General features: G+C 70.6%; 26 protein-coding genes. 12 read left to right on the top strand and 14 right to left on the bottom strand.

Translation table 11 applies throughout. From position 1 onward, the window contains the following. The first annotated feature begins 7 nt into the window (after nucleotides 1-7). From FHY02_RS16860 to FHY02_RS16835, 6 genes are all read left to right on the top strand, one after another. Nucleotides 8-445 carry a c-type cytochrome gene (locus tag FHY02_RS16860; protein WP_183924284.1) on the top strand — a complete coding sequence of 146 codons (438 nt, stop codon included), beginning with the start codon at nucleotides 8-10 and terminating at the stop codon, nucleotides 443-445. A 91-nt stretch (nucleotides 446-536) separates the two neighbouring features. Next, a complete protein-coding gene (locus FHY02_RS16855) occupies nucleotides 537-1721 on the top strand; it encodes a CaiB/BaiF CoA-transferase family protein (protein ID WP_183924283.1) in 1185 nt (394 codons plus the stop codon). Next, nucleotides 1718-2494: an enoyl-CoA hydratase gene (locus FHY02_RS16850; RefSeq protein ID WP_183924282.1), complete on the top strand. Its 777-nt coding sequence runs from the start codon at nucleotides 1718-1720 to the stop codon at nucleotides 2492-2494. The genes FHY02_RS16855 and FHY02_RS16850 overlap by 4 nt, the downstream gene beginning before the upstream one ends. Nucleotides 2495-2501: 7 nt before the next feature. Beyond that, on the top strand, nucleotides 2502-3647 hold the full coding sequence (locus FHY02_RS16845; protein ID WP_183924395.1) for an L-lactate dehydrogenase: 1146 nt from the start codon (nucleotides 2502-2504) through the stop codon (nucleotides 3645-3647). Between the two features lie 42 nt (nucleotides 3648-3689). Next, a complete protein-coding gene (locus tag FHY02_RS16840; RefSeq protein ID WP_260172954.1) occupies nucleotides 3690-5024 on the top strand; it encodes an amidohydrolase family protein in 1335 nt (444 codons plus the stop codon). Beyond that, on the top strand, nucleotides 5021-6346 hold the full coding sequence (locus FHY02_RS16835) for an MFS transporter (RefSeq protein ID WP_183924281.1): 1326 nt from the start codon (nucleotides 5021-5023) through the stop codon (nucleotides 6344-6346). The genes FHY02_RS16840 and FHY02_RS16835 overlap by 4 nt, the downstream gene beginning before the upstream one ends. A 19-nt stretch (nucleotides 6347-6365) precedes the next feature. Here FHY02_RS16835 and FHY02_RS16830 read toward each other — a convergent pair whose 3' ends face one another. The 6 genes from FHY02_RS16830 to FHY02_RS16805 all read right to left on the bottom strand — a co-directional run bounded on the left by FHY02_RS16830 (nucleotide 6366) and on the right by FHY02_RS16805 (nucleotide 16726). Beyond that, nucleotides 6366-7064 carry a GntR family transcriptional regulator gene (locus FHY02_RS16830; protein ID WP_183924280.1) on the bottom strand — a complete coding sequence of 233 codons (699 nt, stop codon included), beginning with the start codon at nucleotides 7062-7064 and terminating at the stop codon, nucleotides 6366-6368. Nucleotides 7065-7485: 421 nt separating this feature from the next. Next, complete coding sequence (locus FHY02_RS16825) at nucleotides 7486-9510, bottom strand: beta-L-arabinofuranosidase domain-containing protein (RefSeq protein WP_183924279.1); 2025 nt, start codon at nucleotides 9508-9510, stop codon at nucleotides 7486-7488. 23 nt (nucleotides 9511-9533) lie between these two features. Continuing rightward, nucleotides 9534-11624 carry a glutaminase family protein gene (locus tag FHY02_RS16820; protein ID WP_183924278.1) on the bottom strand — a complete coding sequence of 697 codons (2091 nt, stop codon included), beginning with the start codon at nucleotides 11622-11624 and terminating at the stop codon, nucleotides 9534-9536. Nucleotides 11625-11656: 32 nt separating this feature from the next. Further along, nucleotides 11657-14428, bottom strand: coding sequence for a TonB-dependent receptor (locus tag FHY02_RS16815; RefSeq protein WP_183924277.1), 2772 nt, complete (start codon nucleotides 14426-14428; stop codon nucleotides 11657-11659). A gap of 340 nt (nucleotides 14429-14768) precedes the next feature. Further along, nucleotides 14769-15872, bottom strand: a complete 1104-nt coding sequence (gene dnaN, locus FHY02_RS16810; protein WP_183924276.1) for a DNA polymerase III subunit beta — start codon at nucleotides 15870-15872, stop codon at nucleotides 14769-14771. A 239-nt stretch (nucleotides 15873-16111) separates the two neighbouring features. Next, a complete protein-coding gene (locus FHY02_RS16805; RefSeq protein WP_183924275.1) occupies nucleotides 16112-16726 on the bottom strand; it encodes an outer membrane protein in 615 nt (204 codons plus the stop codon). 158 nt (nucleotides 16727-16884) lie between these two features. Here FHY02_RS16805 and FHY02_RS16800 point away from each other — a divergent pair, with 158 nt between their 5' ends. The 3 genes from FHY02_RS16800 (at nucleotide 16885) to FHY02_RS16790 (ending at nucleotide 19577) form a co-directional block, all read left to right on the top strand. After that, on the top strand, nucleotides 16885-17352 hold the full coding sequence (locus tag FHY02_RS16800) for a hypothetical protein (RefSeq protein ID WP_183924273.1): 468 nt from the start codon (nucleotides 16885-16887) through the stop codon (nucleotides 17350-17352). A 289-nt stretch (nucleotides 17353-17641) separates the two neighbouring features. Further along, entirely contained in the window at nucleotides 17642-18826 is a 1185-nt protein-coding gene (gene rlmN / locus FHY02_RS16795) for a 23S rRNA (adenine(2503)-C(2))-methyltransferase RlmN (RefSeq protein WP_260172953.1), read from the top strand. Continuing rightward, entirely contained in the window at nucleotides 18819-19577 is a 759-nt protein-coding gene (locus FHY02_RS16790) for a sulfite exporter TauE/SafE family protein (protein WP_260158641.1), read from the top strand. Before rlmN ends, FHY02_RS16790 begins: the two co-directional genes overlap by 8 nt. On the opposite strand, the gene FHY02_RS16785 is transcribed toward FHY02_RS16790, so the two are convergent. Continuing rightward, nucleotides 19531-19734: a hypothetical protein gene (locus tag FHY02_RS16785; RefSeq protein ID WP_183924267.1), complete on the bottom strand. Its 204-nt coding sequence runs from the start codon at nucleotides 19732-19734 to the stop codon at nucleotides 19531-19533. The genes FHY02_RS16790 and FHY02_RS16785 overlap by 47 nt on opposite strands. 173 nt (nucleotides 19735-19907) lie before the next feature. On the opposite strand from FHY02_RS16785, the gene FHY02_RS16780 reads away from it, so the two are divergent. After that, entirely contained in the window at nucleotides 19908-20147 is a 240-nt protein-coding gene (locus FHY02_RS16780; RefSeq protein ID WP_183924265.1) for a DUF6894 family protein, read from the top strand. 189 nt (nucleotides 20148-20336) lie between these two features. Here the strand turns inward: FHY02_RS16780 and FHY02_RS16775 are convergent, their stop codons facing one another. Further along, on the bottom strand, nucleotides 20337-20957 hold the full coding sequence (locus FHY02_RS16775; RefSeq protein WP_183924263.1) for a flavin reductase family protein: 621 nt from the start codon (nucleotides 20955-20957) through the stop codon (nucleotides 20337-20339). A gap of 26 nt (nucleotides 20958-20983) precedes the next feature. Here FHY02_RS16775 and FHY02_RS16770 point away from each other — a divergent pair, with 26 nt between their 5' ends. Together FHY02_RS16770 and FHY02_RS16765 are read left to right on the top strand one after the other, a co-directional pair. Beyond that, nucleotides 20984-21676 carry a cytochrome b/b6 domain-containing protein gene (locus FHY02_RS16770; protein ID WP_183924262.1) on the top strand — a complete coding sequence of 231 codons (693 nt, stop codon included), beginning with the start codon at nucleotides 20984-20986 and terminating at the stop codon, nucleotides 21674-21676. Then, nucleotides 21673-22431 carry a molybdopterin-dependent oxidoreductase gene (locus tag FHY02_RS16765; RefSeq protein WP_183924384.1) on the top strand — a complete coding sequence of 253 codons (759 nt, stop codon included), beginning with the start codon at nucleotides 21673-21675 and terminating at the stop codon, nucleotides 22429-22431. The genes FHY02_RS16770 and FHY02_RS16765 overlap by 4 nt, the downstream gene beginning before the upstream one ends. A gap of 136 nt (nucleotides 22432-22567) precedes the next feature. Here FHY02_RS16765 and FHY02_RS16760 read toward each other — a convergent pair whose 3' ends face one another. From FHY02_RS16760 to FHY02_RS16735, 6 genes are read right to left on the bottom strand one after another with little or no spacing between them, the layout of a single operon-like run. Beyond that, nucleotides 22568-23197 (bottom strand): SURF1 family cytochrome oxidase biogenesis protein, encoded by a 630-nt coding sequence (locus FHY02_RS16760; protein WP_183924260.1) that lies wholly within the window; start codon nucleotides 23195-23197, stop codon nucleotides 22568-22570. Next, the gene (locus tag FHY02_RS16755; protein ID WP_183924258.1) at nucleotides 23194-23568 is read right to left on the bottom strand and encodes a DUF983 domain-containing protein; all 375 of its coding nucleotides are present in this window, start codon (nucleotides 23566-23568) and stop codon (nucleotides 23194-23196) included. Before FHY02_RS16755 ends, FHY02_RS16760 begins: the two co-directional genes overlap by 4 nt. 5 nt (nucleotides 23569-23573) lie before the next feature. Continuing rightward, nucleotides 23574-24485 (bottom strand): cytochrome c oxidase subunit 3, encoded by a 912-nt coding sequence (locus tag FHY02_RS16750; protein ID WP_183924256.1) that lies wholly within the window; start codon nucleotides 24483-24485, stop codon nucleotides 23574-23576. Nucleotides 24486-24520: 35 nt separating this feature from the next. Continuing rightward, complete coding sequence (locus tag FHY02_RS16745; protein ID WP_219748975.1) at nucleotides 24521-25075, bottom strand: cytochrome c oxidase assembly protein; 555 nt, start codon at nucleotides 25073-25075, stop codon at nucleotides 24521-24523. A gap of 2 nt (nucleotides 25076-25077) precedes the next feature. Then, a complete protein-coding gene (locus FHY02_RS16740) occupies nucleotides 25078-25215 on the bottom strand; it encodes a hypothetical protein (RefSeq protein WP_183924254.1) in 138 nt (45 codons plus the stop codon). After that, nucleotides 25212-26111, bottom strand: a complete 900-nt coding sequence (locus tag FHY02_RS16735) for a heme o synthase (RefSeq protein WP_183924252.1) — start codon at nucleotides 26109-26111, stop codon at nucleotides 25212-25214. Before FHY02_RS16735 ends, FHY02_RS16740 begins: the two co-directional genes overlap by 4 nt. Between the last annotated feature and the right edge of the window lie 38 nt (nucleotides 26112-26149).

The following is a 26149-nucleotide window of genomic DNA, read 5'->3' as shown; positions in this document are numbered from 1 at the left end:
GGTGCGCATGACCCAGCCGTCGCTCCGCCCGTTGCTCGCCGTCGCGCTGGTCGCGCTGCCCGCGGTGGCGCTGTCGCAGGCCGCGCCCACAAGTGTTTGGGGCGGCGTCTACACCGAGGCGCAGGTGCAGCGCGGCGCCGCGGTCTATGCCGCCAACTGCGCGAGCTGCCACGGCGACGCACTCGGCGGCAACGACCAGGCGCCGGCGCTGGCGGGCAGTGGCTTCCTCGCCAATTGGAACGGCCAGACCGCGGCGGCGCTGTTCACGCGGATCAAGACGACGATGCCGTTCGACAATCCCAACTCCCTCGGCGCCGCCAAGGTGGCCGACGTCGAGGCGATGATCCTGTCGAAGAACGGCTTCCCTGCGGGCGCGGCGGAGCTGCCGAGCGACGCGGGGGCGCTCGGCACGATCGCGATCACGCAGGACAAGCCGGGCGCATGAGCGCGCGCTGGCCCTTGCCGTCGCATGCGTCTATTGTATGCAAGATGTGTAAGGTGAATACACGAGAGCGCCGGGGGGCGGGGCGAGGATGATGACGGGCAATCAGCCACTGACGGGGATCCGGGTGCTCGACGTGTCGCAGGTGATGGCGGGGCCGTTCTGCTGCATGCTGCTGGGCGACATGGGTGCCGACGTCATCAAGGTGGAGCCGCCGCACGTCGGCGACAGCTCGCGCCGCTCGATGGGGTTCCGGCTCAAGGGCGAGGACAGTCCCGGCTTCCTCGCGCTCAACCGCAACAAGCGCAGCATCGTGCTCGACCTCAAGGACGCGGCCGACCGCGACACCTTCTACGCCCTGGTCGACACCGCCGACGTGCTGGTGGAGAACGGCCGTCCCGGCGTCGCCGCGCGGCTGGGCATGGGCTATGAGACGCTGCGCGCGCGCAACCCGCGGCTGATCTACGCCAGCATCTCGGGCTTCGGCGCGAGCGGACCCTGGGCGACGCGGCCCGGCTATGACCTCATCGCGCAGGCGATGTCGGGGCTGATCAGCGCGGTCGGCCTCCCCGACGCCGAACCGGTCAAGAACACCACGCCCGTCGGGGATCTCGGCTCGGCGCTGTTCGCGGCCTATGGCATCCTGTCCGCGCTGTTCGTGCGCGAGCGCACCGGCGAGGGGCAGCTCGTCACCGCCTCGCTGTTCGAGGCCGCGCTGGGCCTGTCGGTGTGGGAGACCGCGGAGCTGTGGGGCACCGGCAAGAGTCCGCGCCCGCTCGGCAGCGCCAATCGCATGTCTGCGCCCTATCAGGCGGTGGAGGCGGCGGACGGCTGGTTCGTCTTCGCCGCCGCCAACCAGAAGCTGTGGCTCGCGCTGCTCGGCGTGATCGATCGCGGCGAGCTGGCGGACGACCCGCGCTTCGTCGACAACAGCGCGCGCGTCGGCAACGCGCGCGACCTGATCGAGCTGCTCCGTCCCAGCTTCCGCGCGCGCCCCGTCGCCGACTGGGTCGACGCGCTGCTCGCCGCCGGCGTGCCCGCCGGGCCGATCCTCGACTATGCGCAGTCGACCACCAGCGAGCACGCGCAGGCGCGCGCGATGGTGCAGGACATCCCGCACCCGGTGGAGGGCAGCATCAAGGCGCTCGGCTTTCCGGTGAAGCTGTCGGCGACCCCGCAGCAGGTGCGCTATCCCCCACCGCTGCTCGACCAGCACGGCGACGAGATCCGCGGCGAGCTGCGCGCGGCGGGCCGGCTGGCGCAGGGCGCGACGGCGTGAGCGCGGGCGTTACCCGCTACGAGAAGCAGGGCGCGGTCGCGCGCATCACCTTCGACCGCCCCGCGGCGTACAACGCGCTCACCTGGGACATGTGGCGCGGGCTGGGCGCGGCCTGCGCCGCGATCGCCGCCGACCGCGAGGTGCGGGTCGTCACGTTGCGCGGCGCGGGGGGCAAGGCGTTCGTCTCGGGCACCGACATCGCCGGCTTCCGCGACTTCACCGGCGGCGAACAGGGCGTCGCCTACGAGGCCGAGATGGACGGCTATGTCGGCGCGGTCGAGGCGCTGCCGCAGCCGGTGATCGCGATCGTCGACGGCTGGGCGGTCGGCGGCGGGCTGGCGCTGGCGTTCGCGAGCGACTTCCGCGTCGCGGCCGCGGGCGCGCGGTTCGGCTCGCCGCTGGCGCGGACGATCGGCAACTGCCTGTCCGCGCGCGGTTATGGCCGGCTGGTCCAGCATGCCGGCGTGGCGATGGCGAAGCGGCTGCTGCTCGGCGCCGAGATCGTCGACGTTGCCGAGCTGCACGCGCTCGGGCTGGTCAACGCGGTGGTCGCGCCCGCGGAGATCGACGCCACCGTCGCCGCGCTGGTCGAGCGGCTGCTCGCGCACGCGCCGCTGACGATGGCGGTGAGCAAGGAGGCGATCCGCCGCGCCGCCGTCGCCGCGCAGCCCGACATCGCCGACCTGATCGCGCGCGTCTACGGCAGCGCCGACTTCGCCGAGGGCGTGCGCGCTTACCTCGCCAAGGACACGCCGCAGTGGCGTGGCGCGTGAGCGGGCGATGATCGCCGCCTCGGTCGACGATTTCCGGGAGATGGCGCGGCGGCGCCTGCCCGACTTCCTGTTCGAATATATCGACGGCGGCTCCTATGCCGAGGAGACGCTGCGCGCCAACACCGCCGATCTCGCCGCGCTGAAGCTGCGCCAGCGCGTGATGCGCGACGTCGACGGGCTCAGCCTAGGCACGACACTGATGGGGCAGGCGGCGGACTTCCCGGTGGCGCTCGCGCCGATCGGGCTCGCCGGGCTGTACGCGCGGCGCGGCGAGGTGCAGGCGGCGCGCGCGGCGGCGGCGGCGGGGGTGCCGTTCATCCTCTCCTCCTCGTCCTGCTGCGGGATCGAGGAGGTGGCCGCGGCGGCGCCGGTGATGCTCCAGCTCTACATCATCAAGGACCGCGGCTTCATGGAGGACCTGCTCGCGCGCACCGCCGCGCTGGGGGTCGAGACGCTGGTGCTGACGGTCGACCTGATCGTGCACAGCCCGCGCCGCCGCGATGTGCGCACTAGCCTGACCGGCGACCAGGGCGCGGCGGCGCGGCTGCGGCGCGCGGTGGAGATCGCACGCCATCCGGCGTGGGCATGGGACGTCGGCGTGCGCGGGCGGCCGCACACGCTCGGCAACTACGCCGCCAAGATGCCGGGCGGCGCCGGGCTGGCCGAGTTCACCGCCTGGGTCAGCCGCAACTTCGACGCCTCGGTCACCTGGGCCGACCTCGACTGGCTGCGCCGGCATTGGCGCGGGCGGCTCGTCATCAAGGGCGTGCTCGACGCCGAGGACGCGCGCGACGCGGTCGCGGCCGGGGCGGAGTCGATCATCGTCTCCAACCACGGCGGCCGTCAGCTCGACGGCGCGCCCTCCGCGATCGCCGCGCTGCCGCGCGTGGTGGAAGCGGTCGATGGGTGCGCCGAGGTGCTGATGGACGGCGGCATCCGCTCGGGCACCGACATTCTGCGCGCGCTCGCGCTCGGCGCGCGGGGTGTGCTGCTCGGGCGCGCCTGGGCCTATGCGCTCGGCGCGCAGGGCGGGGCGGGGGTGACGCGGATGCTCGCGCTGCTCCGCCACGAGCTGGCGGTGGCGATGGCGCTGGCGGGGCAGCGCGACGTCACCGCGGTGGGGCGCGACGTGCTGGTCGCCCCGCCGCGCTGAGCGACCCGCCGCTTGATGCTGGAACAGCCTGGGAGGATGACGATGCGACGGACGATGACGGGCGCGGCGCGGTGGGCGCCGCTCGCCGCGCTGCTGCTGGCGGGCGCGGCGCGCGCGGAGCCGGTGCTCTACCGCGGCTTCACGCTGATCGACGGCACCGGCGCCGCGCCGCGCGCGGGGCACGCGATGCTGGTCGAGGGCGCGCGGATCCGCTGGGTCGGCGCGCAGGGCAAGGCGCCGAAGCGCCGCGGCGTGCGCACCGTCGACCTCGGCGGCAAGTACCTGATGCCCGGGATCATCGATCTCCACATCCACATCGGCACGGTGCGCGACCTCGTCCAAAAGGCGGAGTATTTCACCCCCGAGTCGGTACGGCGCGACCTGCGCACCTACGCCGCCTTCGGCGTGACCACGGTACAGTCGATGGGCACCGACAAGGACAGCGTGCTCGCGATCCGCGACGCCGGCCGCGACGGTCCGCAGACGATGGCGCGGCTGCTGACCGCGGGGCAGGGGCTGGTGTTCAAGGGCGGCTATGGCGGCGTGCCGGGGATCAATCACCCCGTCGCCACGCCCGAGGAGGCGGCCGCCGAGGTCGACGCGCAGGCGCGCAAGGGCGTCGACTATATCAAGCTGTGGATGGACGACGAGCTCGGCGCGATGCCGAAGATGCCCTACGCGATCAGCAAGGCGATCATCGACGCCGGCCACCGCCGCGGCAAGCGCGTGCTCGCCCATGTCTTCTACCTCGCCGACGCCAAGATGCTGGTGGCGCAGGGGATCGACGGCTTCATGCACAGCGTGCGCGACAGGCCGGTCGACGCCGAGCTGATCGGGGCGATGAAGGCGCACGGCGTGTGGCAGGGCGCCGGCACGCTCAGCCGCGAGGCCGCGGTGTACGCCTTCGCCGCGGACAATCCGCGCACGCGCGACCCGTTCTTCCGCCAGGCCGCCGACCCCGCCACGATCGCGGGGCTGGAGAGTCCCGAGCGCGAGAAGTCGATCGCGTCGAGCCGCATCTATCCCGCGCTGCCGAGGATCGACGAGCAGGCGCGCGACAATGAGATGGCGCTGGCGCGCGCTGGGGTCCGCTACGGCTTCGGCACCGACGCGGGGCCGCCGGGGCGGCTGCCGGGCTATTCCGAACATTGGGAGCTGGAGCAGCTGGTGAAGGCGGGTTTCACCCCGGCGCAGGCGATCCACGCCGCGACCGGCCGCTCCGCGCAGTGGCTCGGCACCGGCGACCGCGGCGTGATCGCGACCGGCCGCCTCGCCGATTTCGTCGTGCTCGACGCCGACCCGACGCGCGACATCCGCAACAGCCGCCGCATCGCCGCGGTCTATGTCGGCGGCACCAAGGTACCGTCGGTCCGATGAGCGGGGTGCCGCTCGCCGCGGCGCCGGTGCCCGCATCCGCCGGCGCCCCCGCGGCGATGCGGCCGACGCGGGTGCGCCACGTCGTGCTGTGGCTCACCGTGCTGGCCTATATGATCACCTACATGGACCGCGTGGTCATCTCGGTGACCGGGCCGATGATCCAGCAGGAATATGGCATCGGCGACCGCGCCTGGGGCTGGGTGCTGGGCGTGTTCCAGATCGGCTATGCCTTGTTCCAGATCCCCGGTGGCTGGCTCGGCGACCGCTTCGGCCCGCGCCGCGTGCTCACCGCGGTGGTGATATGGTGGTCGAGCTTCACCGCGCTGACGACCGCGACTTGGAGCATCGGCTCGCTGATCGCCTGCCGCTTCCTGTTCGGCTGCGGCGAGGCGGGCGCCTTCCCCAACGCGACGCGCTCGCTCAGCCGCTGGATGCTGCCCGCCGAGCGCGGCTTCGCGCAGGGCGTGACCCACGCGGGCGCGCGGCTCGGCGCGGCGCTGACGCCGCTGCTGGTGGTATGGCTGATGATCCACCTCGGCTGGCGCGCGCCGTTCCTGATCTTCGCGGGGCTGGGACTGGTCTGGGCCGCGGTGTGGTTCGGCTATTACCGCGACCGGCCGCAGGATCATGCCGGCACCAACGCCGCCGAGCGCGAGATGATCGCGGCGGCGCTGGCGCCGCAGGCCGCGGCCGGCGCTACGGCGCGGGTGCCGTGGCGGCGCATCCTGGCGCAGCCGCAGCTCTGGCTGATCTCGGCGATGTATTTCTGCTACGCCTATTCGATCAACATCTTCCTGACATGGTTCCCCAAGTATCTCGGCGAGGTGCGCGATTTCGAGCTGGCGCGGATGGGGCTGTTCGCCAGCCTGCCGCTGATGGCGGGCGTGGTCGGAGACGTGGCGGGAGGTTGGGTGTCGGACCATCTGCTGCGGCGCACCGGCCGCGTCACCTGGGCGCGGCGCGCGGTGGCGGTGGTGGGCTTCGCTCTCGCCGCGGTGGCGATCCCCGCGGGGGTGCTGAGCCCCTCGCCGCTGGTGAGCGTCGCCTGGTTCGCGCTCGCGGTGTTCGGGCTGGAGCTGACCGTCGGCGTCTCCTGGGCGCTGACGCTCGACGTCGGCGGGGTCTATGCCGGGTCGGTGTCCGCGGTGATGAACACGTTCGGCAATATCGGCGGCGCGCTCGCGGCGGTGATCACCGGCTATATCCTCCACTGGAGCGGGTGGAATGCGGCGATGTACGTGCTCGCCGCGCTGTCGGCGCTGGGCGGGCTGCTGTTCCTGCGGATCGACGCGTCGCGCCTGCTCTATCGCGGCGGCGGCTGAGCCCGTTGCCGCGGCGGCGTCACTCGGCGCCGGGCGCGCTCCTGTACGCCCGCGACCTTTGCTCGCGCCGCGCGCGCTTGCGCGCCTCCTGGATGCTGTTGGCCCCGTTGTCGAAGTGCGCCTCCATCAGCCGCGCGATCGCGGCGACGTCGCGGGCGCGGAAGGCGCGCTCAATCTCGACATGCTCCTGGAACGCCTCGGCCCAGCGCGCGTGGTCGAGCGTGCTGACGTGGCGCGCGCGCTCCGCCCGCGGCAGCAGCAGCCGCCACGCCAGCACCAGAGAGGTATTGCCGGAGGACTCGACGATATGCTCGTGGATCAGCCGGTTGGCTTCCAGATAGCGCGGCCGGTCGCGCACCTCGAAATAATGCGCCAGATCGCCCTGCAGCTCGGAGAGCACCTCCATGTCCTCGGGCCGCATCCGCTCGCACGCGAGCCGTGCCGCGAGCGACTCGAGCGCGCCGAGCACGCTGAAGACGTCGGAGGCGGCCTGTTCGTCGAGCTGGCTGACCTGCACCGTCCGGTTGGGCAGCAGCGTCACCAGTCCCTCTGCCGCCAGCGTCCGCAGCGCCTCGCGAACGGGCGTGCGCGACGTGCCGAACTGCTCGCTGAGCGCGACCTCGCGGAGCGGTTCGCCGGGAGCGAGCTCGCCGGAGAGGATCATCCGGCGCAGCAGCGTGACCGCCTCCTGATGGCGGTCACCCTTGCGCGCAGGCACGCGGACATCGATGGGAGGAGCCTCGGCGGACATTGCATGCTCATAACCGAACGTGTCGACAACGGCAAACCGGGGCGATGTCACGCGCGCCTTCGTGCCGGAGAAGACGAGGGACGCGCTGCACCGCCTCGCCGCAGCTCGAGCCCGCCGGCGGGGTGGCAACCCGAGCAGGTGCGGGCGCGCATCGACGAACTCGCCCGCCTCGTCGTCCGCCTTCCGCACGCGGACCGAACCTGACGCCGCCGCGCGGGGAGGATCGCTTCGACGCGGAGAGAAGATACGATCACGGCGAAGGATCGCGCCTGCTGTGAATGACCCTCTGAGAAACCGCGCACCAGTCGGAGGAACAGCCCGACCGTGTACGCGAGGCCGCCTCTGTTTGCTCTGCCCGCCGCTGCGACGCGCTCGCTGATCGGGTCGATCAGAGGACGCGCGACGGGAAGGCGGTGATGCGGAGCTTGGGCACACCGTAAGGCATCAAGACGAGCGTACGTCGGGCACCGGACGGCTTCGCTGCCGCCGGAGGCGGGCTTGCCGCACCATCCGTGATCCCCCACCCGTCGATCGGCACTGCCTGTGTGGTGAGGAGCACCGCGGGCGAGCGGCGCGAGAAGGGCACTGGCCCGACCGACCGCTCGACACGCTCGAGGGGAGCGCCGGGTGTCACCGCGAACGACCAGCGGCTGGCCGGACGGATCTCCCAGTCGGCGGTGAGCCCGCGCTGGCGCACCTTGGTCCACTTCTCCTCGATCGGCAGCGCGAACACCAGCGCACCGTCCTCGAAGCTGGTCCATCCTTCCGGAGAGACGACCGCGCGCGGGCTGCTGGTGAAGGCGAGCTCGATGCGATCGCCCGGCCGCCACTCGCGCTCGACGCGCACGAAGCCCCGGTCGGGCCGCGCCGGCTGCATCTCGCCGTTGACGAGCACGCTCGTTTGCTGGGACCAGCCCGGGACCCGCAGCCGGATCGGGAAGGTCAACGGTCGCGCGGGCTCTACCGCGATGGCGACGGCGTGGCGGAACGGATAGTCGGTCTCCTGCCGCAGCGTGACCGGCACGTCGCGCACTCGCGTCGCGACGGTGCAGGGCGCGTAGAGCGTCGCCGCCAGCCCGCCGTCGGCCGAGGCCATCCACAGATGGGTGGTCAGCTTGGGCCAGCCCTGGTGGAAGTTGGCGGTGCAGCAGCCGAAATGCGGCTCCAGCCCGAACATGTTCGATTCAGGCCCGTTGGTGGTCCAGGGACCGGGACCGTGGACGCATTGCACCTGGTTGGGCTGCTGATCGTACTGGTGCGCCCACATGTCGTCGGTGAAGGTGGCGGGCAGCGCGTTATAGGCGAGCCGCTCGATCCGGTCGGCCAGGTCCGCGTCGCCGGTGATCGCCAGCGCCTGTTCGAGCGAGTACATCGCCTCGACGATCGCGCACAATTCGACCCCCTGGCTCGGGCTGCGCCCGGCGAGATGCTCGTCGGCCGAGTAGATGCCGATCGGCAGCCCGTGATAGCGGTCGAGTGCGCCGAGCTGCCGCCGGATCGCGGCGCGATCCGCCGCGTCGCCCGACACCACCGACCAGACCGGCGAGACCTTGAGCGCCTGCGCGTTGTTGACGCCGTGGACCGAGAGCGCCGGATCCTTCAGCCCCTCGGGCACCTCGCCGGGCACGTCGGGCTTGTCGAGCCCGATCGCCCGTTTGCTGGTCTTGGTGCGATAGGGGTAATCGGCGAACAGCCCCTGCCAGTCATAGCCCTGCCGCTTGAGCAGCGCGGCCAGTTCGAGCAGGCTGGCCTCGCCGGTGCGATTGTACAGCCAGATCACCGATACGACCTGGTCCTGCCAGCGGAACTTGCCCCAGTCCTTCAGCGGGCGCGCGGGCAGGGCGTTCAGCTGATGCGCGAAATAGGCGGTCATCAGCCGGAGCACGCGCGGGTCGCCGGTGAGCTCGTGATATTGGGTGAGCACCTTGAGCATCACCATGCGCGGCCACCAGTCGTCGTTGCTGGCGGGACCGAACATGCCGTCGGGGCGCTGGCTCGCCAGCGTCCACTCGACGAAGCGCTGCGCCTTCGCCTTGAGCGCGGGATCGTCGAGCTGCCACGCCAGCGGCAGCAGCCCGTCAAGGAAATAGGGGCCGCGCTCCCAGCTCTCGCCGGTGCCGCCGAGCCAGCCGCTGTTGGCGCCGACGTCGGGCCAGGTCTCGTCGAGCCGTCCGCCCATGCCGCGCGCCTGGATCTCGAGCTGGCGCCGCAGCCAGCCGGCGGGCTTGATCGCGCCGGTCGGCAGCGGCTGGAGCGGCTGCGGCGCGAGCGGGGCGCGGTTCTGCGTCAGCGGCGCGGCGGCAGGCGCGGCCCTGGGCGCGGCATGGAGCGGGGCGAGCCTCGCGATGCCGCCGAGCGCCGCGCTGGCGGTGGTAGCGCGCAGCAGCGCGCGGCGACTGATCGAATAGGGCATGTCTCTGCTCCTCCCTGTCCGGCTCACTTGGCGGCGCGCGCGGCCCATTTGCGCCACAGCGCCGGGTCGTCGAGCATCTTGATGTACACGCCGCCGACCACCGCGCGCGCCTGGAAGCCGACCTGCGCGCCGTCCTTGGTCTCGTACCAGTCGCTCAGCGGCACGCGCGTCGGCGTCTCCTGCATGTAGCGGTGGAGCGGCTCGACCAGGCCCTCGAAGGTGGCGCGATCATCGGCCAGCGTGGCGCTCCACGTGATCCAGTCGAGCTTGGTGTAGGTCTTGCGGCTGTCGAGCGGCAGGCCGTACTTGCCCTGGTGGCGCTGGTAGAAGGCCAGCTCGCTGCGCCGGAGCGACGCGGGGAACAGCCCGCGGCCCAGCACCTTGTCCCAGACGAGGTTGTATTTCTGGCTCCACGTGCCGGGCTGGTCGAAGGCGAGCCTGGTGTGATCGCCGTCCTGCGCCATCACCTGCCAGCGCGCCGCCATCTGCTTGGCGGTGGCGCGATAGCGCGCCGCGTCCTGCTTCTTGCCGAGCAGCCGTGCCAGCTCGGCATAAGCGTCGAGCGCGCTGATCGCCTTGATCGACAAATTGGTGTTGTGCGCGAGATGCCCGGCGAAATCGTCGGTGCTGAGCTGGTTCTCGGGGTCGAGCCCCTTGTCGCGGAGGAACTCGGCCCAGCGCGTCAGCAGCGGCCAGTAGCGCCGGGCGAAGTCGGCGTTGCCCTGCACCTTGGCGAGCGCGCCGATCATCAGCAGCATGTTGCCGCTCTCCTCGACCGGCATCTGGTCGTCCTCGCTGCGCTCCCCGCCGCCATAAACCTGCCCGTTGGCCTGCGGGTAGGTGCCGATATCGTGCGGCGCGAAGGGAAAGCGCCACCGCGGCATATTGGAATAGTCGAGGATCGGGCGCAGCTGCGCCTCGAGCAGGCGCGGGTTGAGCAGCAGGTAGAAGGGCGAGGTGGGATAGGTGATGTCCACCGTCGCGATGCAGCCGTTGCTGAAATTCTCCTTGGAGAAATAGAGCGGCGTGCCGTCGATGTCGGCGACCAGTTTGTGCGCCGCGAGCGTCTGGCGATACGCCAGCACCGCCAGCTCGGCATAGGCGCGGCCGCCGGCCCGCTCGAGGTCGGCGGTGAGCTCGCGGTCGAAGGCGGCGGCGCGCTCGCGCAGCACCGGCTCGTCGCGCTCGGCGATCTGGAGCAGCTGCGCCATCGTCATGCCGTCGCGGCGCCAATAGGCGGGGAGGCGACGCTTGAAATACTCGATCGAGTCGATGTCGTCATAGGCGAGCATCGCGCGCCGCGTCACCGGCTCGGCGCCGACGCTGCCGAGGTCGAAGCGCGCCGCCAGCAGCGGGCGGTTCTGGTGCGCCAGCCGCGGCATGGCGAGGTCGTCGGGCATCGGCGCGGCGCCGTCGCGGAAGGCGGCGCGCTCGCCCTCGCCGATCGTCGCGGTGGTGGTGCCGGGCTGCTGCGGCACCGCGAGCTGCGCCCAGCCCCAGTCGATCCGCACGTTGTCGCCGACCTTCTGGAGCACCTGCTGCGAGGTGGTGCCGACGCGCAGCACCGCCATGTCGCCGACGCGGCTGCTGCCCCAGACGACCTGCTGCTGGTCGTCGTTGACCGCGAGCTGCGCGCTGGCGTCGACATAGACCTGCACCGCGTGCGGGCGCCCGTCGGTCGAGCGCACCGTCCAGCTCAGATAGGTGACCGGGCGCGAGACGAGGTCGAGGTCGTCGGGCAGCGCGGGCGAGAGGAAGGTGGCGGTGAGCCGCACCCCGCCGCCGTCGAAGTCGTAGCTGGTGCGCGTCGGGGTGAGCTCGCGCGACACCTGCGTCATCGCGTCGCCGCGGCCGCCGCCCATGAAGCGCAGCGCCTTGCCGTCGACGCGGACCCAGCCGCTGATCTGCTGCTCGCTGCCGGTCCAGTGCCGCGTCGGCGCGTCGTTGAGCTTGTCGGTCAGGCTCCACAGGCTGAAATACGGGTCGTGCGCCACCAGGGGGGTAGCGGGCGTGCGCACGGTGACCGGCGCCTGCGCGCGGAGCGGCGCGGCGAGCGGCAGTGCGACGAGGCCGGCGAGCGTGAACGCGCGGGCGGCGAGACGGGTGGCGGGCATCCTGGCTCCTGCGTGGAAGAGAGGCGACGGCATCAGAAGCGGAAGCGCGCGCCGAGCGAGAAGGTCCGCGCCTCGTAGCGGATGTCGCGCGGGTAGCTCTGCGTGTCGCTGAAGTTGCGGACGTTCTGGAACGGCACCCCGGTCAGGTTGGTGGCGTCGAAGGTGAAGGTCAGGAACTCGACCGGGGTGAAGGCGGCGGAGAAGTCGAGCCGCGCGGTCGCGCGCGTATATTCGCCGGCGACCGCCGACTCGCTCTCGGTGTTATTGTAGAAGTTCACCCAGTCAGTGCGGTAATTGTACGCCAGTCGCGCCGACACCGGTCCCTTCTCGTAGAGCAGGTTGGCGTTGTAGGTCCATTTCGACGTGTTGGGCACGCGCACGAGCCGGCCCTGCTCGCCCAATACCGTCGGCAGCGCCTGCTTGCCGTCGAGATAGGTGCCGTTGAGCTGGGTGCCGAAGCCGCTCAACACGCCGGGCAGGAAGTCGAAGAAGGTGGTGAAGGCCAGCTCAACGCCCTGGATGCGTCCAGCGCCGGCATTCTCGGGGCGGGTCACCTGGATGTTGCCGAAGCCGGGGACCTGCTGGAACACCGTGTAGTTGCTGATGAAGCCCTTGAGGTCGCGGCGGAACACCGCGCCGGTCAGCGATCCGGTGCGGCTGAAATACCATTCCAGCGAGACGTCGTAGTTCTTCGACTGGATCGGCTCGAGGTCGATGTTGCCGCTGCTGCCGTTATAGTCGCCCAGATTCACCGAGTCGCGCTGGAGCACGAAGGCGGGATTGCTCTGGCCGAAGGTGGGGCGCGTGCGCGTCTCGGTGGCGGAGGCGCGGAACTGGAGCTGGTCGGTCAGCCGCGCGCGCAGGCTGACGTTGGGCAGCACGTCGACGTAATTCTTGCGATCGTCGGTGAGGCGCACGTCGCCGTCGACCGAGCCGAGCCCGACCGTCTGGATCGTGGTGTTGACGACGCGCGCGCCGACCACGCCGTCGAGCGGGAGGCCGCCGAGCTCGAAGGCGTAGTGAAGCTGGCCATAGAAGGCATAGGATTTCTCGTCCGCGGCGAACTGCGTGGTATAGGGCGGCAGTGCCGGGTCCCACAATTCGGGGCGCTGGTCGGCGTTGCCGAGGTTGCTGATCCGCAGACGGTCCTGCGCGAAGGCGCGCAGCGCCTCGATGTTGTTGAAGACGTCCTGCCCGCTGGGGGCGTACCATTGCCGCGTCGGCTGCGCGTCGCTGCCGCGGAAACCTTCCTTCACCAGCCCGCCCATGCCGATCGGCGCCGCGGTCAGCGGCACGCGCTGCGCGCGGATGTTGGCGTAGCGCGTGCCGTCGGCGAAGCTGCTCTTGCGCGTGGTGAAGCGCGTGCCGAACTGGATCTTGTCGATCCCGTCGAGATCGAAGTCGAGCTCGAGATCGTTGCGCCATTGCCAGCCCGAGCCGCGCCCTTCGCGACGCCGGTCGAAGATGCCGCGGATGACGTAATTGTTCGGGTCGGTCAGGTCGAAGCCCGGCAGCGAGAACTCGACCCCGCCATAGTCGCGGTCGATGTCGAAGCTGATGTCGGCGGTCGCCGGGTCGCGCGCGGCGAAATCGAAGCCGTAGTCGGTGAAATAGTTGCGCGTGTCGGTATAGGCGAGGTCGGTGCTGAACCTGGCGTGCTCGCCCTTGATGCTGCCCCCGCCGGCGAACTGATAGGTGTTGGTGGTGCTGTGCGGCACGCCGCGAAACAGGTCGGTGCCGATCGAGCCCTCGCCGCCCGAGCGGGTGAGGCTCTTGACCTTGCCCGGATCGTCCTCGTCGAGCACGACGTTGCTGAAGGTCGGGTTGCCGTTGCGCAGCCGGATCGCGAGCTCGCTGTTCTGCTCGCGGCCGCGATAGCCCTGGTAGAGGCCCTCCAGGTACAGCTCGACGTTGGCGGCCGGGCGCCACTGCAGCGAGCCGTTTACCGACGGGCGCCAGCGCTTGCCGTTGTTGTAGAAGATGCCGACCGATTCCGGAATCTTGAAGTCGCGGCCGACGCCGGGGGTGGTGATCACCTGGCCGTCGACCGGCGTGTCGACGTCGCCGCTGTCCCATCGCGCCGAGGTGAGATAGTTGGTCTGCGTGTAGGACACGTTGATCAGCGCGCCGAACTCGCCGATCGGCGTGTCGAAGCGATCGGTGACCAACAGGCTGCCCTGCGGATCGACCCTGCGCGCCTGGTCGCCGTAGATGCCGCGGATCGAGCCGGCGATCTCGAAGCCGTCGAAGTCGAACGGACGGCGCGAGCGCACGTTGACGAGCCCGGCGATGCCGCCCTCGACCAGATCGGCGGTGGTCGCCTTGTAGACCTCGAGCCCGGCGAGCGAGGCGGCGGGGAAATCCTGGAACGCCACCTGGCGCCCCTCGGCGGTGTAGAGCTCGCGCCCGTTGAAGGTGGTGGTGACGTCGGGCAGGCCGCGTACGGAGACGCCGTTGGCCTCGTCCTGCGAGCGCGACACCTGCACGCCGGTGATCCGCGCCAGCGCCTCGGCGGCGTTGTTGTCGGGCAGCTTGCCGATGTCCTCGGCGACGACCGCATCGAGGATCTGGTCGGAGTCGCGCTTGAGTGCCTGCGCCCCCTGGACGCTGCGGCGCAGGCCGGTGACGACGATGTCCTCCTCGCCGACGGCCGGGGGTGCACTCGCGTCGGCGGCGGCGACTTGGCCGTCACTCGACGGCGGGGCCTCCTGCGTCGATGTCGCCCGATCCTGGGACCAAGCGGCCGATGTCCAGCTGAGCGCGCACGCCACCGCGAGCACGGACGCAGAGTCCCTGATTGTCATTCTGTCTCTCCCGTGACCGCTTTTTCAGCGGCTTACGGGCAGGAGTACCGTGCACCGTTGATAAAAGAAAGCATATAATCAGATTATTCTGGAAGCGTTCTCACGCGCTGGAAAGGCTCGGCGTGCGGGGGCGCGACGTCACCCGCTCGCGCGCGCGTCTCGGTTGAAACTTCATGGACGAAAAGGGCGCAGGTAGTGGTCGCGGGGCGGACCAGCCGCCTTCCCGCGTGGTCGCGCGGGCGCGCGCCACAGAAAGTGTCGATGAAGCTACGAATAAGGCCGATGTTGATCGCTACATCGCTCGGCCCAATCGGTGCTTACACTGCCGCCTGCCCGCGCCTCACACCCGCATCGGCATCAGCACGTAGAGTGCGGGGCTCTTGTCGTTCTCGCGGATCAGCGTCGGCGCGGCGGCGTCGGCGAGGTGGACCTCCACCAGGTCGGTGTCGATCTGGCCGAGGATGTCGAGCAGATAGCGGCTGTTGAAGCCGATCTCGAACGGCATCGCGGCGTAGTCGCCCGGTACTTCCTCGGCGGCAGTGCCGTTCTCCGGGCTGGTCACCGACAGCGTGATCTTGTCGCGATCCAGCGCCATCTTCACCGCGCGCGTCTTCTCGGTGGCGATGGTCGAGACGCGGTCGACGCCCTGCATGAAGCTCTTGGGATCGAGCTTGAGGATCTTGTCGTTGGCGGTCGGGATCACGCGGCTGTAGTCGGGGAAGGTGCCGTCGATCAGCTTGGAGGTGAGGATCGCGCTGCCGAGATCGAAGCGGATCTTGGTGCCCGACAGCGACACGCCGACCGAGCCGTCCACCTCGTCGAGCAGTTTGCGCAGCTCGGCGATGCACTTCCGCGGCACGATCACGTCGGGCATGTCCGCGGCGCCCTCGGGCTGGTCGACCGTCACGCGCGCCAGCCGGTGGCCGTCGGTCGCCGCCGCCTTGAGCACGCCCTCGGCGACATGGAGGAAGATGCCGTTGAGATAATAACGCGTCTCCTCGGTGGAGATGGCGAAGCGTGTCTTGTCGATGATCTGCTTGAGCGTATCGACCGGCAGCTCGAACTGGACCGGCAGCTCGCCCTCGGCGATCACCGGGAAATCGTCGCGCGGCAGCGTGCCGAGCGAGAAGCGCGCGCGCCCCGCCACGATCGTGACGCGGCCCTCGGCCGCGGCGAGCGAGACCTGAGATCCCTCGGGCAGCTTGCGCGCGATGTCGAACAGGGTGTGCGCCGAGACGGTCGTGGCACCGGGCTGGTCGACCGCGGCCGGGACGCTCTCGTTGATCTGGAGGTCGAGGTCGGTCGCCATCAGCCGCAGCTGGCCCTCGGCCGTGGCCTCGAGCAGCACGTTCGAGAGGATCGGGATGGTGTTGCGGCGCTCCACCACCGATTGCACGTGGCTCAGCCCCTTGAGCAGCGTCGCGCGTTCGATCGTCGCCTTCATCGTCACGTCCCCCGGGCCCGCAGGTCACTCACCAGGGGCAATTGGCCGACTCGTCCTAGCCAAAAGTGAAGGGCCGGAGCAAGCGCCCCGACCCTTCGCGTCTATATGAGGGCGTGGTGAGCCTCGTGTTCCTGCGCAGGCGGGAACCCAGGGTCACGCAGGCCGGCGCTGTCGGCTCTGGTCTCCTGCGTGCGCAGGAACACGATCGCCTCGGTTCCGCCCGCCCCGCCCGACGATCATCAGAAGCGGATGCCGAGGCCGGCCATCAGCTGGTGACGGTCGAGGTCGATGTTATAGCCCTCGATCTCGCCGTAATGCGAGTAGCGATACTCGCCCTTCACGAAGGCGGTCGGGGTGAGCTTGTACTCGAGCCCGGCGCCGAGGCGGAAGCCGTCGAGGTCGGCCTTGTCGACCAGCTCGTTGTCCGCGCCGGTATTGGGCTGGTAGCGGCTCTCGACGCGCGCGTTGGTGTAGCCGCCCTTGGCGTAGATCATCGCCGCGGGCGAGATCACGTAGCCGAGCCGTCCGCCGATATAAAGGTCGCGCCCCGCCTCGACCGAGAAGCGGTCGCCCGCGGTCACCTCGTTGTAGCTGCGGCTCTTGGTGGTCGCGTCGGTGATCTCGCCGTCGATCCCGTAGACGATGTTGCCGCGCTGGAAATCGTAGCCGAGCAGCGCGCCATAGGTGAAGCCCTCGCGGCCCTCGGAGTCGCCGTCGCCGCCGTCCTGCAGATTGTCGTAGCCGGCGAGCGCCTCGAGCCGCGGGCCGCTGAAGTCGCCGTTCTGTGCCAGCGCGGGGGTTGCCAGCGCGACGCCGAACGCGGCCGCGGCGGTGGCAAATGCAAGCTTACGCATGTCTCACTCCAGTCCTCTCGCCCCGACCCTGGGGCGTGGGGGGTCAATTAGTTAACGCGCGCGTCGTTGCATGAACCTCACATAAACAGGAAAAACCGTTGCTCTCGGGCCACAGCGCTCCCTAGGTGGGGCGAGGAGGCGCGGATGGGGGCAGGGTCATGCTGATCGCGGCGGCGCTGGCACTGGCGGCGGAGCGCGGAGCGCTCGGCGTGTGGCAGCGCTGGGCGGCGTTGCGCGAGGGCGAGCCGCCGCGCTGCTTCGCGGTCGCGCAGCCGGTGCGCGACGACGGCACCACCGATCGCCGCGGCGGTTTCGCCAGCGTGGTAGCGCGCGCGAGGGCGACGCGCACGCCCAGCGTCTACTTCCGTCTGTCGCGCCCGCGCGGCGACGATGCGCGCGTGACGCTGGCGGTGGGCGAGCGCCGCTTCGCGCTGGCGGGCGACGTGACGAGCGCGCGCGCGCCCGACGCCGCGACCGACCGCGCGATCGTCGCGGCGCTGCGCGCGGGGCGGCTGATGACGCTCACCACCGCCGACCGCGCGGGACGGCCGATCGCGGACAGCTACACGCTCGCTGGCGCGCCGACCGCGATCGACGCGGCGCAGCTGGGGTGTGCGGGCGGCTAAGGGTGCTGCCCCCATAGGGAGAGAGTGAAGCCTGTTGGCCCATGACTGATCCGCCCCTGCAAGGGGAGGTGGCAGGCCGCAGGCCTGACGGAGGGGTGTCAGCGGTGGCGAGTCCTGCGACACTCGCCGACCGGGTCACCCCTCCGTCAGCGCTTCGCGCTGCCACCTCCCCCACGGGGGAGGATCGACCGACGCCTTCTACGACGCAGCTCTCTTGCCCCACACCGAACTGGAAAAACCCACGCACATCGCCTATGTGCGCGCGATGCTGACAGAGCCGGCCGCCCCCATGCCCATCCCCGGGCACATCGATCCCGTGCCCGTCCCGCGCGCCGCGGCGACGCGCCCCGACGGTCGCATCGACCTGATCGGCCTGTCCAAGGACCAGCTGCGCGAGACGCTCGCCGCCGCCGGGCTCGACCCGCGGCAGGCCAAGCTGCGCGCCAAGCAGATCTGGCACTGGATGTACAATCGCGGTGCCACCGACTTCGCGCTGATGACCGACATCGCGAAGGCGCAGCATCCGTGGCTGACCGAGCGCTTCGTGATCGGCCGCCCCGAGGTGGTGGAGGCGCAGGTCTCCAGCGACGGCACGCGCAAGTGGCTGCTGCGCTCGCCCGACGGGCAGGATTACGAGGCGGTGTTCATCCCCGACGCCGATCGGGGCACGCTCTGCGTGTCGAGCCAGGTCGGCTGCACGCTCAACTGCACCTTCTGCCATACCGGCACGATGCGGCTGGTGCGCAACCTGACCGCGGGCGAGATCGTCGGCCAGGTCATGCTGGCGCGCGACTCGCTCGGCGAGTGGCCGAGCCAGCCCGAGGGCCGCATGCTCACCAACATCGTGATGATGGGCATGGGCGAGCCGCTCTACAATTTCGACGCGGTGCGCGACGCGCTCAAGCTCGTCATGGACGGTGACGGCCTCGCGCTCAGCAAGCGCCGCATCACGCTCTCCACCTCGGGCGTGGTGCCGATGATGGCGCGCGCGGGCGAGGAGATCGGGGTGAATCTCGCGGTGTCGCTGCACGCGGTGACCAAGGAGGTGCGCGACGAGATCGTGCCGCTCAACCGCAAATACGGCATCGAGCAGCTGCTCCAGGCGTGCGCCGACTATCCCGGCGCCAACAACGCGCGCCGGATCACGTTCGAGTATGTGATGCTCAAGGACAAGAACGACTCGGACGCGGAGGCGCACGAGCTGGTGCGGCTGCTGCGCCACTATCAGCTGCCCGCCAAGGTCAACCTGATCCCGTTCAATCCCTGGCCCGGTGCGGCTTACGAGACGTCGACGCCCGAGCGCGTGCGCCGTTTCAGCGAGATCATCTTCGAGGGCGGCATCTCCGCGCCGGTGCGTACCCCGCGCGGCCGCGACATCGATGCCGCCTGCGGCCAGCTCAAGACCGCGGCCGAGAAGAAGAGCCGCGCCGAGCTCGACCGGATCGCGGCGGAGAAGCAGGCGGCGCTTGGCTGAGTGGGGTGCGGTCGCGCTGGCGGCCGGGGCGGGCGCGGTCGGCGGCGCGATGAACGCGCTCGCGGGCGGCGGCACCTTCGCCACGCTGCCGGCGCTGCTCGGCCTCGGCCTGCCCGCCAATGTCGCCAACGCCACCTCGAACGTCGCGCTGCTGCCCGGCGCGGGCGCGAGCGTGTGGAGCTTCCGCGACGAGCTCGGCCCGGTCGCAGGCGTGTCGCTGCGCCGGCTGGCGGCGGTGACCTTCGTCGCCGGGCTGGTCGGCAGCACCTTGCTGGTGGTGACGCCCAGCCGCGCCTTCGACCTGATCGTGCCGTGGCTGCTGCTGGTGGCGCTGGTCGCGATCGTGCTCGGCCCGGCCGGGGCGGTGTGGCTGGCGCGGCGGGTCACGATCGGGCGGCGCAGCCTGTTCGTCGCCCAGGCGCTGCTCGGCACCTATGGCGGCTATTTCGGCGGCGGGGTCGGGATCATGCTGACCGCGACCTACGGCCTGCTTGCCGGCGCCAGCCCGCGCGCGCTGTTCGCGCCGCGCACGCTGATGCTGGCGATGGCGAATGGCGCGGCGGCGCTGGTGTTCATCACCACTGGACTGGTGCGCTGGCAGGCGGGCGCGCCGATGCTGCTGGGCGGGATCCTCGGCGGCTGGGCCGGCGCGAGCGTGGGCAAGCGACTGCCCGCGGGCGTGGTGCGCGGCTGGACGATCCTGGTCACCGCCGCCACCACCGCGGTGTTCTTCTGGCGCGCCTACGGCTGAGGCCGCGCGGCACCCCGCCGCGCTCTTGCGTCGCCAGCGAGCGATAATGCGCGATATCATCGCCGACGAAGACGATGAGCCACAGCGCCGCGACGAAGGCGGCGAGGATCGCCGGGAGGCGCAGCGCGCGCCGGCTCGGCAGCCTGGGATCGGCCATGCGCGACTCCGTCGAAGGCGACGGGCGGCTGAGCCTAGGCGCCGACGTCGCGCGCGCACTCACTTCGACCGAACGATGCTCGCGGCGTGCGCGGGAGAAACGGCAACCTTCCTAACCTTCATTGAGGACCCTTGATCGAGAGCAAGGGTAGCTGGTCGGGAAAGGAGCCGCTGATGCAGCGCTATTTCTTCAACGTGCGCGACGGCGTCTCGCATCCCGACACGATCGGCCAGGAATACAGAACGTTGGCGGACGCCCGCGTGGCGGCGGTGCGCTTCGCCGCCGACGTGATGCGCGACGAGGTCGATGCGCTGCTGCGCGGCCAGGACTGGCGGGTCGAGCTGGTCGACGCCGACAACGGGCTGGTCTTCTCGGTGATCGTCGCGACGGTCGGTACGGAGCCGGTGGCGTAAAACGATCGCTTGCTGACCGGCGTGCCCGGGACGACGCCGGAGTCGAGGGTTGCAGGAAGGGCGCTCGTGGCTCCGGGCTCCTGCGTGCGCAGGAGCCCGCCGGTGGGGAGAGCAGGCGCGACAATCTCCCGCTGCTCGGCGATTTCCGCGGCGTGCGACTCCAAGCTGGTATCGCAGCTCTCCCGTCGCTCAGCCCTTCGGCCGCTCCAGCCGGAACAGCTGCTCGGGCGTGATCTCGAAATAATCGGCCGGGCCGCCGCCGCGGGTGATCGGGCGCGCGCGCGCGGTCTGGTAGACGCCGTCGTCGATCAGCGCGCGATCGACGTGCACCGCCACCGCCTCGCCGAGCACCAGCCACGAGGGCAGCCGATCGCCGTGCCGCGCCTCGAGCTGTACCACCTGGGTGACGACGCACTCGAACTGCACCGGGCTCGCCGCGACGCGCGGCGGGCGCACCCTGGCGGAGGGGAGCGTCTCCAGCCCCGCGAGCGCGAACTCGTCCACGTCGGGCGGCGCCATCGCGGAGGAGGCGTTCATCGCCTCGGCGAGGTCACGCGTCGCCAGGTTCCACACGAACTCGCCGGTCTCGCGCGCGTTCGCCAGCGAGTCCTTTGCCCCCACCGAGCAGAACCCGACGATCGGCGGCTTGTAGTTGAACAGGTTGAAGAAGCTGTACGGCGCCAGGTTGCGCACGCCGTCATGCGAGACGGTGCTGATCCAGCCGATCGGGCGCGGTGCGACGATCGCGTTGAGCGGGTCGTGGCGAAGGCCGTGGCCCCGGGCGGGCTCGTAGAAATGCCATTCGGTCATAGGCTAACCTCTGCTAGGACAGGGGCATGGGTGCAACTGCCGTTCATCGCCACCGGCTCGCCACGCGGCTGTGGCACTGGCTCAACGCGGTCGCCGTGTTCGTGCTGATCGGCTCGGGGCTCGGCATCTCCAACGCGCATCCCCGGCTCTACTGGGGACGCTACGGCGCCAATTTCGACCATGCCTGGGCGCAGTTGCCGCGCTTTCCCGCCTGGCTGACGATCCCGGCCAACTACAATCTCGCGATCTCGCGGCGCTGGCACCTGTTCTTCGCGTTGGTGCTGGCCTTCTCGCTGCTCGGCTACCTGATCGTGAGCCTGCTCAACCGCCATATCCCGCGCGACCTGCGCCTGCGCCGCCGCGACCTCGCGCCGCACCACATCGCCGCCGACGTGCGCGCGCACCTCGACCTGCGCTTCCACGATCCCGAGGCACCGGGCGAATATAACGTGCTGCAGAAGCTGAGCTATGTCGCGGTGATCTTCGTGCTGCTGCCGCTGGTGATCCTCACCGGGCTGGCGCTCTCGCCGGGGATGGACGCGGCATGGCCGTGGCTGCTCGAGCTGTTCGGCGGGCGCCAGTCAGCGCGCTCGCTCCACTTCCTCGCGATGGCGGGACTGGCGCTGTTCACGGTGGTGCACTTGACGCTGGTGATCCTCGCCGGGGTCGGCAACGAGCTGCGCTCGATGATCACCGGCTGGTGGCGGGTGCCCGAATGATGCTGCGCCGGCGTCAGCTGCTCGCGCGCGGCGCGGTGGGGGGGAGCGCGCTGCTGCTCGGCGCGTGCGACCGCGTCATCGAGCGGCCCACGGTGCGCACGATCTTGTTCAAGGGCGAGGACATCCACCGCGGCCTCCAGCGCGCCTTGTTCGACCGCGACGCGCTCGCGCCCGAGTTCCGCCCCGATCAGATGTCGCCGCGCTTCCGCACCAACGGCACGCGCGACCCGGGCACCGACGCCTATGCCGCGCTGCGCGCCGGGCGCTTCGCCGACTGGCGGCTGACGGTCGACGGGCTGGTGGCGCGGCCGCTCGCTTTGTCGCTGAGCGACCTCGGCGCCTTCCCGCAGCGCGCGCAGATCACGCGGCACGACTGCGTCGAGGGGTGGAGCGCGATCGGCAAATGGCAGGGGCCGCGGCTCGCCGACGTGCTACGCGCCGCGGGGCTGAGCGACCGCGCGCGCTACGTCGTGTTCACCTGCGCGGACTATTACGGCGGGGCGCCCTATTATGAATCGATCGACCTGGTGGACGCCTTCCACCCGCAGACGATCCTGGCCTGGGCGATGAACGACCGCTTCCTCGACGTCGGCCATGGCGCGCCGCTGCGGCTGCGGGTGGAGCGCCAGCTGGGATACAAGCAGGCCAAATATCTGATGCGCGTCACCGCGGTGGAGTCACTCGCCGGCGTCGGCAAGGGGCGCGGCGGCTATTGGGAAGACAATGTCGACTACGATTGGTGGGCGGGGATCTGAGCGGGTGAGGTGAGTCAACTCCTCCCGGAACGGGGGACCGCCGCGCGCTAGCGCGGTGGTGGAGGGGGCTCTCCCCATGGTGCAGCGGTCATGGAGAGCCCCCTCCACCACCGCTTCGCGGCGGTCGCCCTCCCCGCTAGCGGGGAGGATCTTGAGGGTTCGTCCGCCCGTCCCCCCGCCGCCGCAGCGCGACGACGTAGACCACGACGGCGACCCCCGCGAACAGGAACCACTGCACCGCATAGGCGAGGTGGTTGTTGGGCACGCTCGCGGGATCGGGCGGCGCGTTCGCCGCCAGACCCGCCGCGGGGCGGTCGCTCACCAGCATCAGCTCGCGCGCGCGCGGTGCCATCACCGTCGCGATCAGCGGGCGCGCGTCGGGCGCGTGCGCGATCCAGCCGCGCACCTCGCCGCCGCGCCACGCCGGCTTGGTCTTGACGTCCCGCGTCGTGCCGATCTGCACGCGCAATCCCGGCCCCTCCGCCCCGGTTCGGCACATCGCGATCACGCGGAACCCCGCCGCGCCCGCCCCCGCGCGCTCTAACCCGACCGGCTGGAGGCAGAAGGCGCTCGCCCGGCGAAACAGCAGCGTCTCGTCGGGGAAGCGCGGGAAGGCGACCGGTGGCAGGCGCGGGTTGGCGGCGAGCTGCGCCAGCAGCGCCTCCTTCTGCGGCTTGCGCTCGAGCAGCTGCCACAGCCCCAGCGCCACCATCGCCGCCGCGGCGAGCGCGACCAGCAGCGTCGGCACGAGCGGCACCCGCCTCATTCCGCCACGCGCCCCTCGCGCGCGGCGTTGCGATACTCGGCCGCGATCAGCCAGCCCTTCGCCAGCCGCAGCGAGCCGATCACGCCCGCGAGCGTCAGCGGCACCCACAGCAGCGCATGGACCCACCACGGCGGACCGAACGAGAGCTCGAGCGTGATTGCCAGCGCGACCACGATCGTGCCCCAGATCAGGGTGAGGAAAGCGGCGGGGCCGTCACCGACGTTGAAGTCGGCGAGGCGAAGCCCGCAGGCGCCGCACCGCTCGGCGAAGCGCAACAGGCCCGCGAACAATGTCGGCGCGCCGCAGCGCGGGCAGAGGCCCTTCAGCCCGACGTCGAGCGGGCGCGGCGCGATCCGCTCCTCGCTCGACATATGCCTCAGCCCGCGTGGACCGGCGCGCCCCAGCCACCCCAGACGTAGATGGTGACGAACAGGAACAGCCACACCACGTCGACGAAATGCCAGTACCAGGCCGCCGCCTCGAAGCCGAAATGCTGCCGCGGCGTGAAGGCGCCGTTGTAGGCGCGGATCAGGTTGACGATCAGGAAGATCGTGCCGACCAGGACGTGGAAGCCGTGGAAGCCGGTCGCCATGAAGAACGCGGCGCCGTAGTTGATGCCCTTGAACGGGAACGGCGCGTGCATGTACTCGTAGGCCTGGATGCTGCTGAACAGCACGCCGAGCACCACCGTCAGCCACAAGCCCTTGAGCACGCCGTCGCGGTCGCCCACGCCGAGCAGGCCCCAGAAGCCGCGCTTCTCGCCGCCGCGCTGGTCGTGGATCAGCGCGTGGTGCGCCCACGTCACCGTGGTGCCCGAGCACAGCAGGATCAGCGTGTTGAGCAGCGGGAACTCGAAGGGATTGATCACCTCCAGCCCCTTGGGCGGCCATTGGGCGGCGATCGCCGCGGCGCCCTCGGCGGCGCGCTCCACCTGGCCGTCGACGAAGGACATCGCGGTCGGGAACAGCGAGAAGTCGAAGAAGGCCCAGAACCAGCCGACGAAGAACATCACCTCGGAGGCGATGAACAGGATCATGCCGTAGCGGAAATGGAGTTGCACTACCGGCGTGTGGTCGCCGGCATGCGCCTCGCGGATCACCTGGTGCCACCAGCCGTACATGCAGAACAGCACCGCGGCGAGGCCGATCAGGAAGACCCAGCCGCCGGCCGTCGCCGAATGCATGTACATGATACCGCCGGTCGCCAGCACCAGCGCCGCCATCGAGCTGAGCAGCGGCCAGGGGCTGGGCGGCAGGATGTGGTACTCGTGGTTCTTGGCACCCGCCATGCGCGGCTCTCCCCGTTACGCTTATCGGCTCTCGTCTAGCCCGCTCGTCCGGCGGAATCCACCGGGTAAAATGTGTAGGAGAGCGTGATCGTCTGCACGTCCTTGGTGTCCGGATCGGTGAGGATCGCGGGATCGACGTAGAAGATCACCGGCATGCGCTGCGATTCGCCCGCCTTCAGCGTCTGCTGCGTGAAGCAGAAGCACTGGATCTTGGTGAAATATTTGCCGGCGATCGCGGGGGTGACGTTGTAGGTCGCGGTGCCGGTGGTCTCCTGCGCGGCGCGGCTGGTGGCGGCGAAGAAGGCCATGTCGCGCGCGCCGATCTCCACCACCTCCTGCTCGCGCTCAGGCTGGAAGCGCCACGGCAGCTTGGGGCTGGTGTTGGCGTCGAAGGCGATCGTGATCGAGCGGTGCACCCCGCCGGGCGCGCGCTCGGCGCGGCCGGTGGTGCCGTTGAGCCCGGTCGCCTGGCAGAACAGGCGGTAGAGTGGCACGCTGGCGAAGGCGAGCCCGGTCATGAAGCAGATGCCCAGCACCGCCAGCAGCGCGGTGCGGCCGGTGCGCGAGAGCCCCAGGAATGACCGCGGCACGCTCAATGCCCCATGCCCTGGTGGATCTTGGCGATCGTGATGAAGAAGATCAGCACCACGAAGGCGGCGAGCAGCAGCGCCACCACGATCGCGCGCGCCTTCTGCCGCTGCTGGACGAGCTTCTGTTCCTCCGGCGTCATGCCACCCACCGATCCACCACGAGCGCTCCGAACACGACGAACAGGTACAGGATCGAGAAGCCGAACAGTTGCTTCTCGTGGCGCATCGGCTTCACCGCGCTGGTCCGCCCGGCGGCGACCAGCGCCGCGAGCAGCGCGAACACCGCGGTCATCGCGGTCGCGACCACGCCGTAGACGGGCCCGGCCAGCCCGAGCGGCCAGGGCGCCAGGGCCACCAGCGCCATCGGGATCGTGTACAGACCGATCTGGCGCCGCGTCACGCGCTCGCCCGCCACCACGGGGAGCATCGGCACGCCCGCGTTGGCGTAATCGGTCTTCACGAACAGCGCGAGCGCCCAGAAGTGCGGCGGCGTCCACAGGAACACGAGCGCGAACAGCAGCAGCGGCAGCAGCGCGACCTCGCCCGTCGCCGCGGCCCAGCCGATCAGCGGCGGGAAGGCGCCCGCGGCGCCGCCGATCACGATGTTCTGCGGCGTGCGCCGCTTCAGCCACACGGTGTAGATCAGCACGTAGAACAGGATCGAGACCGCCAGGATCGCCGCCGCGGCGAGATTGACCGCCAGCCCCATCAGGATCACCGAGAAGGCGCCGAGCCCGACGCCGAAGTGCAACGCGGATTGGCGCTCCATCCGCCCCGCCGGCAGCGGGCGCGCCGCGGTGCGCTTCATCACCGCGTCGAGATCGGCCTCGTACCATTGGTTGAGCGCCCCCGCCGCGCCCGCGCCGAGCGCGATGCACAGGATCGCGGTGAAGCCCAGCACCGGATCGACCGCGACCGGCGCCGCGAGCATCCCGCACAGGCCGGTGAAAACGACGAGCGTCATCACGCGCGGCTTGGTCAGCGCGAGGAAGTCGCGCCAATCGGCCGGGGGCAGGAGGGGAGCGGCAGTGGTCATCGCCCGCCGCTCCTACTCCGCTGAGGGGGCGAGGGAAA

Origin of the sequence: Sphingomonas sp. BK069 (genome assembly GCF_014193405.1) — a bacterium.
Taxonomy (GTDB): Bacteria; Pseudomonadota; Alphaproteobacteria; order Sphingomonadales; family Sphingomonadaceae; genus Sphingomonas.
This window is presented reverse-complemented; position numbering and strand designations above follow the sequence as displayed.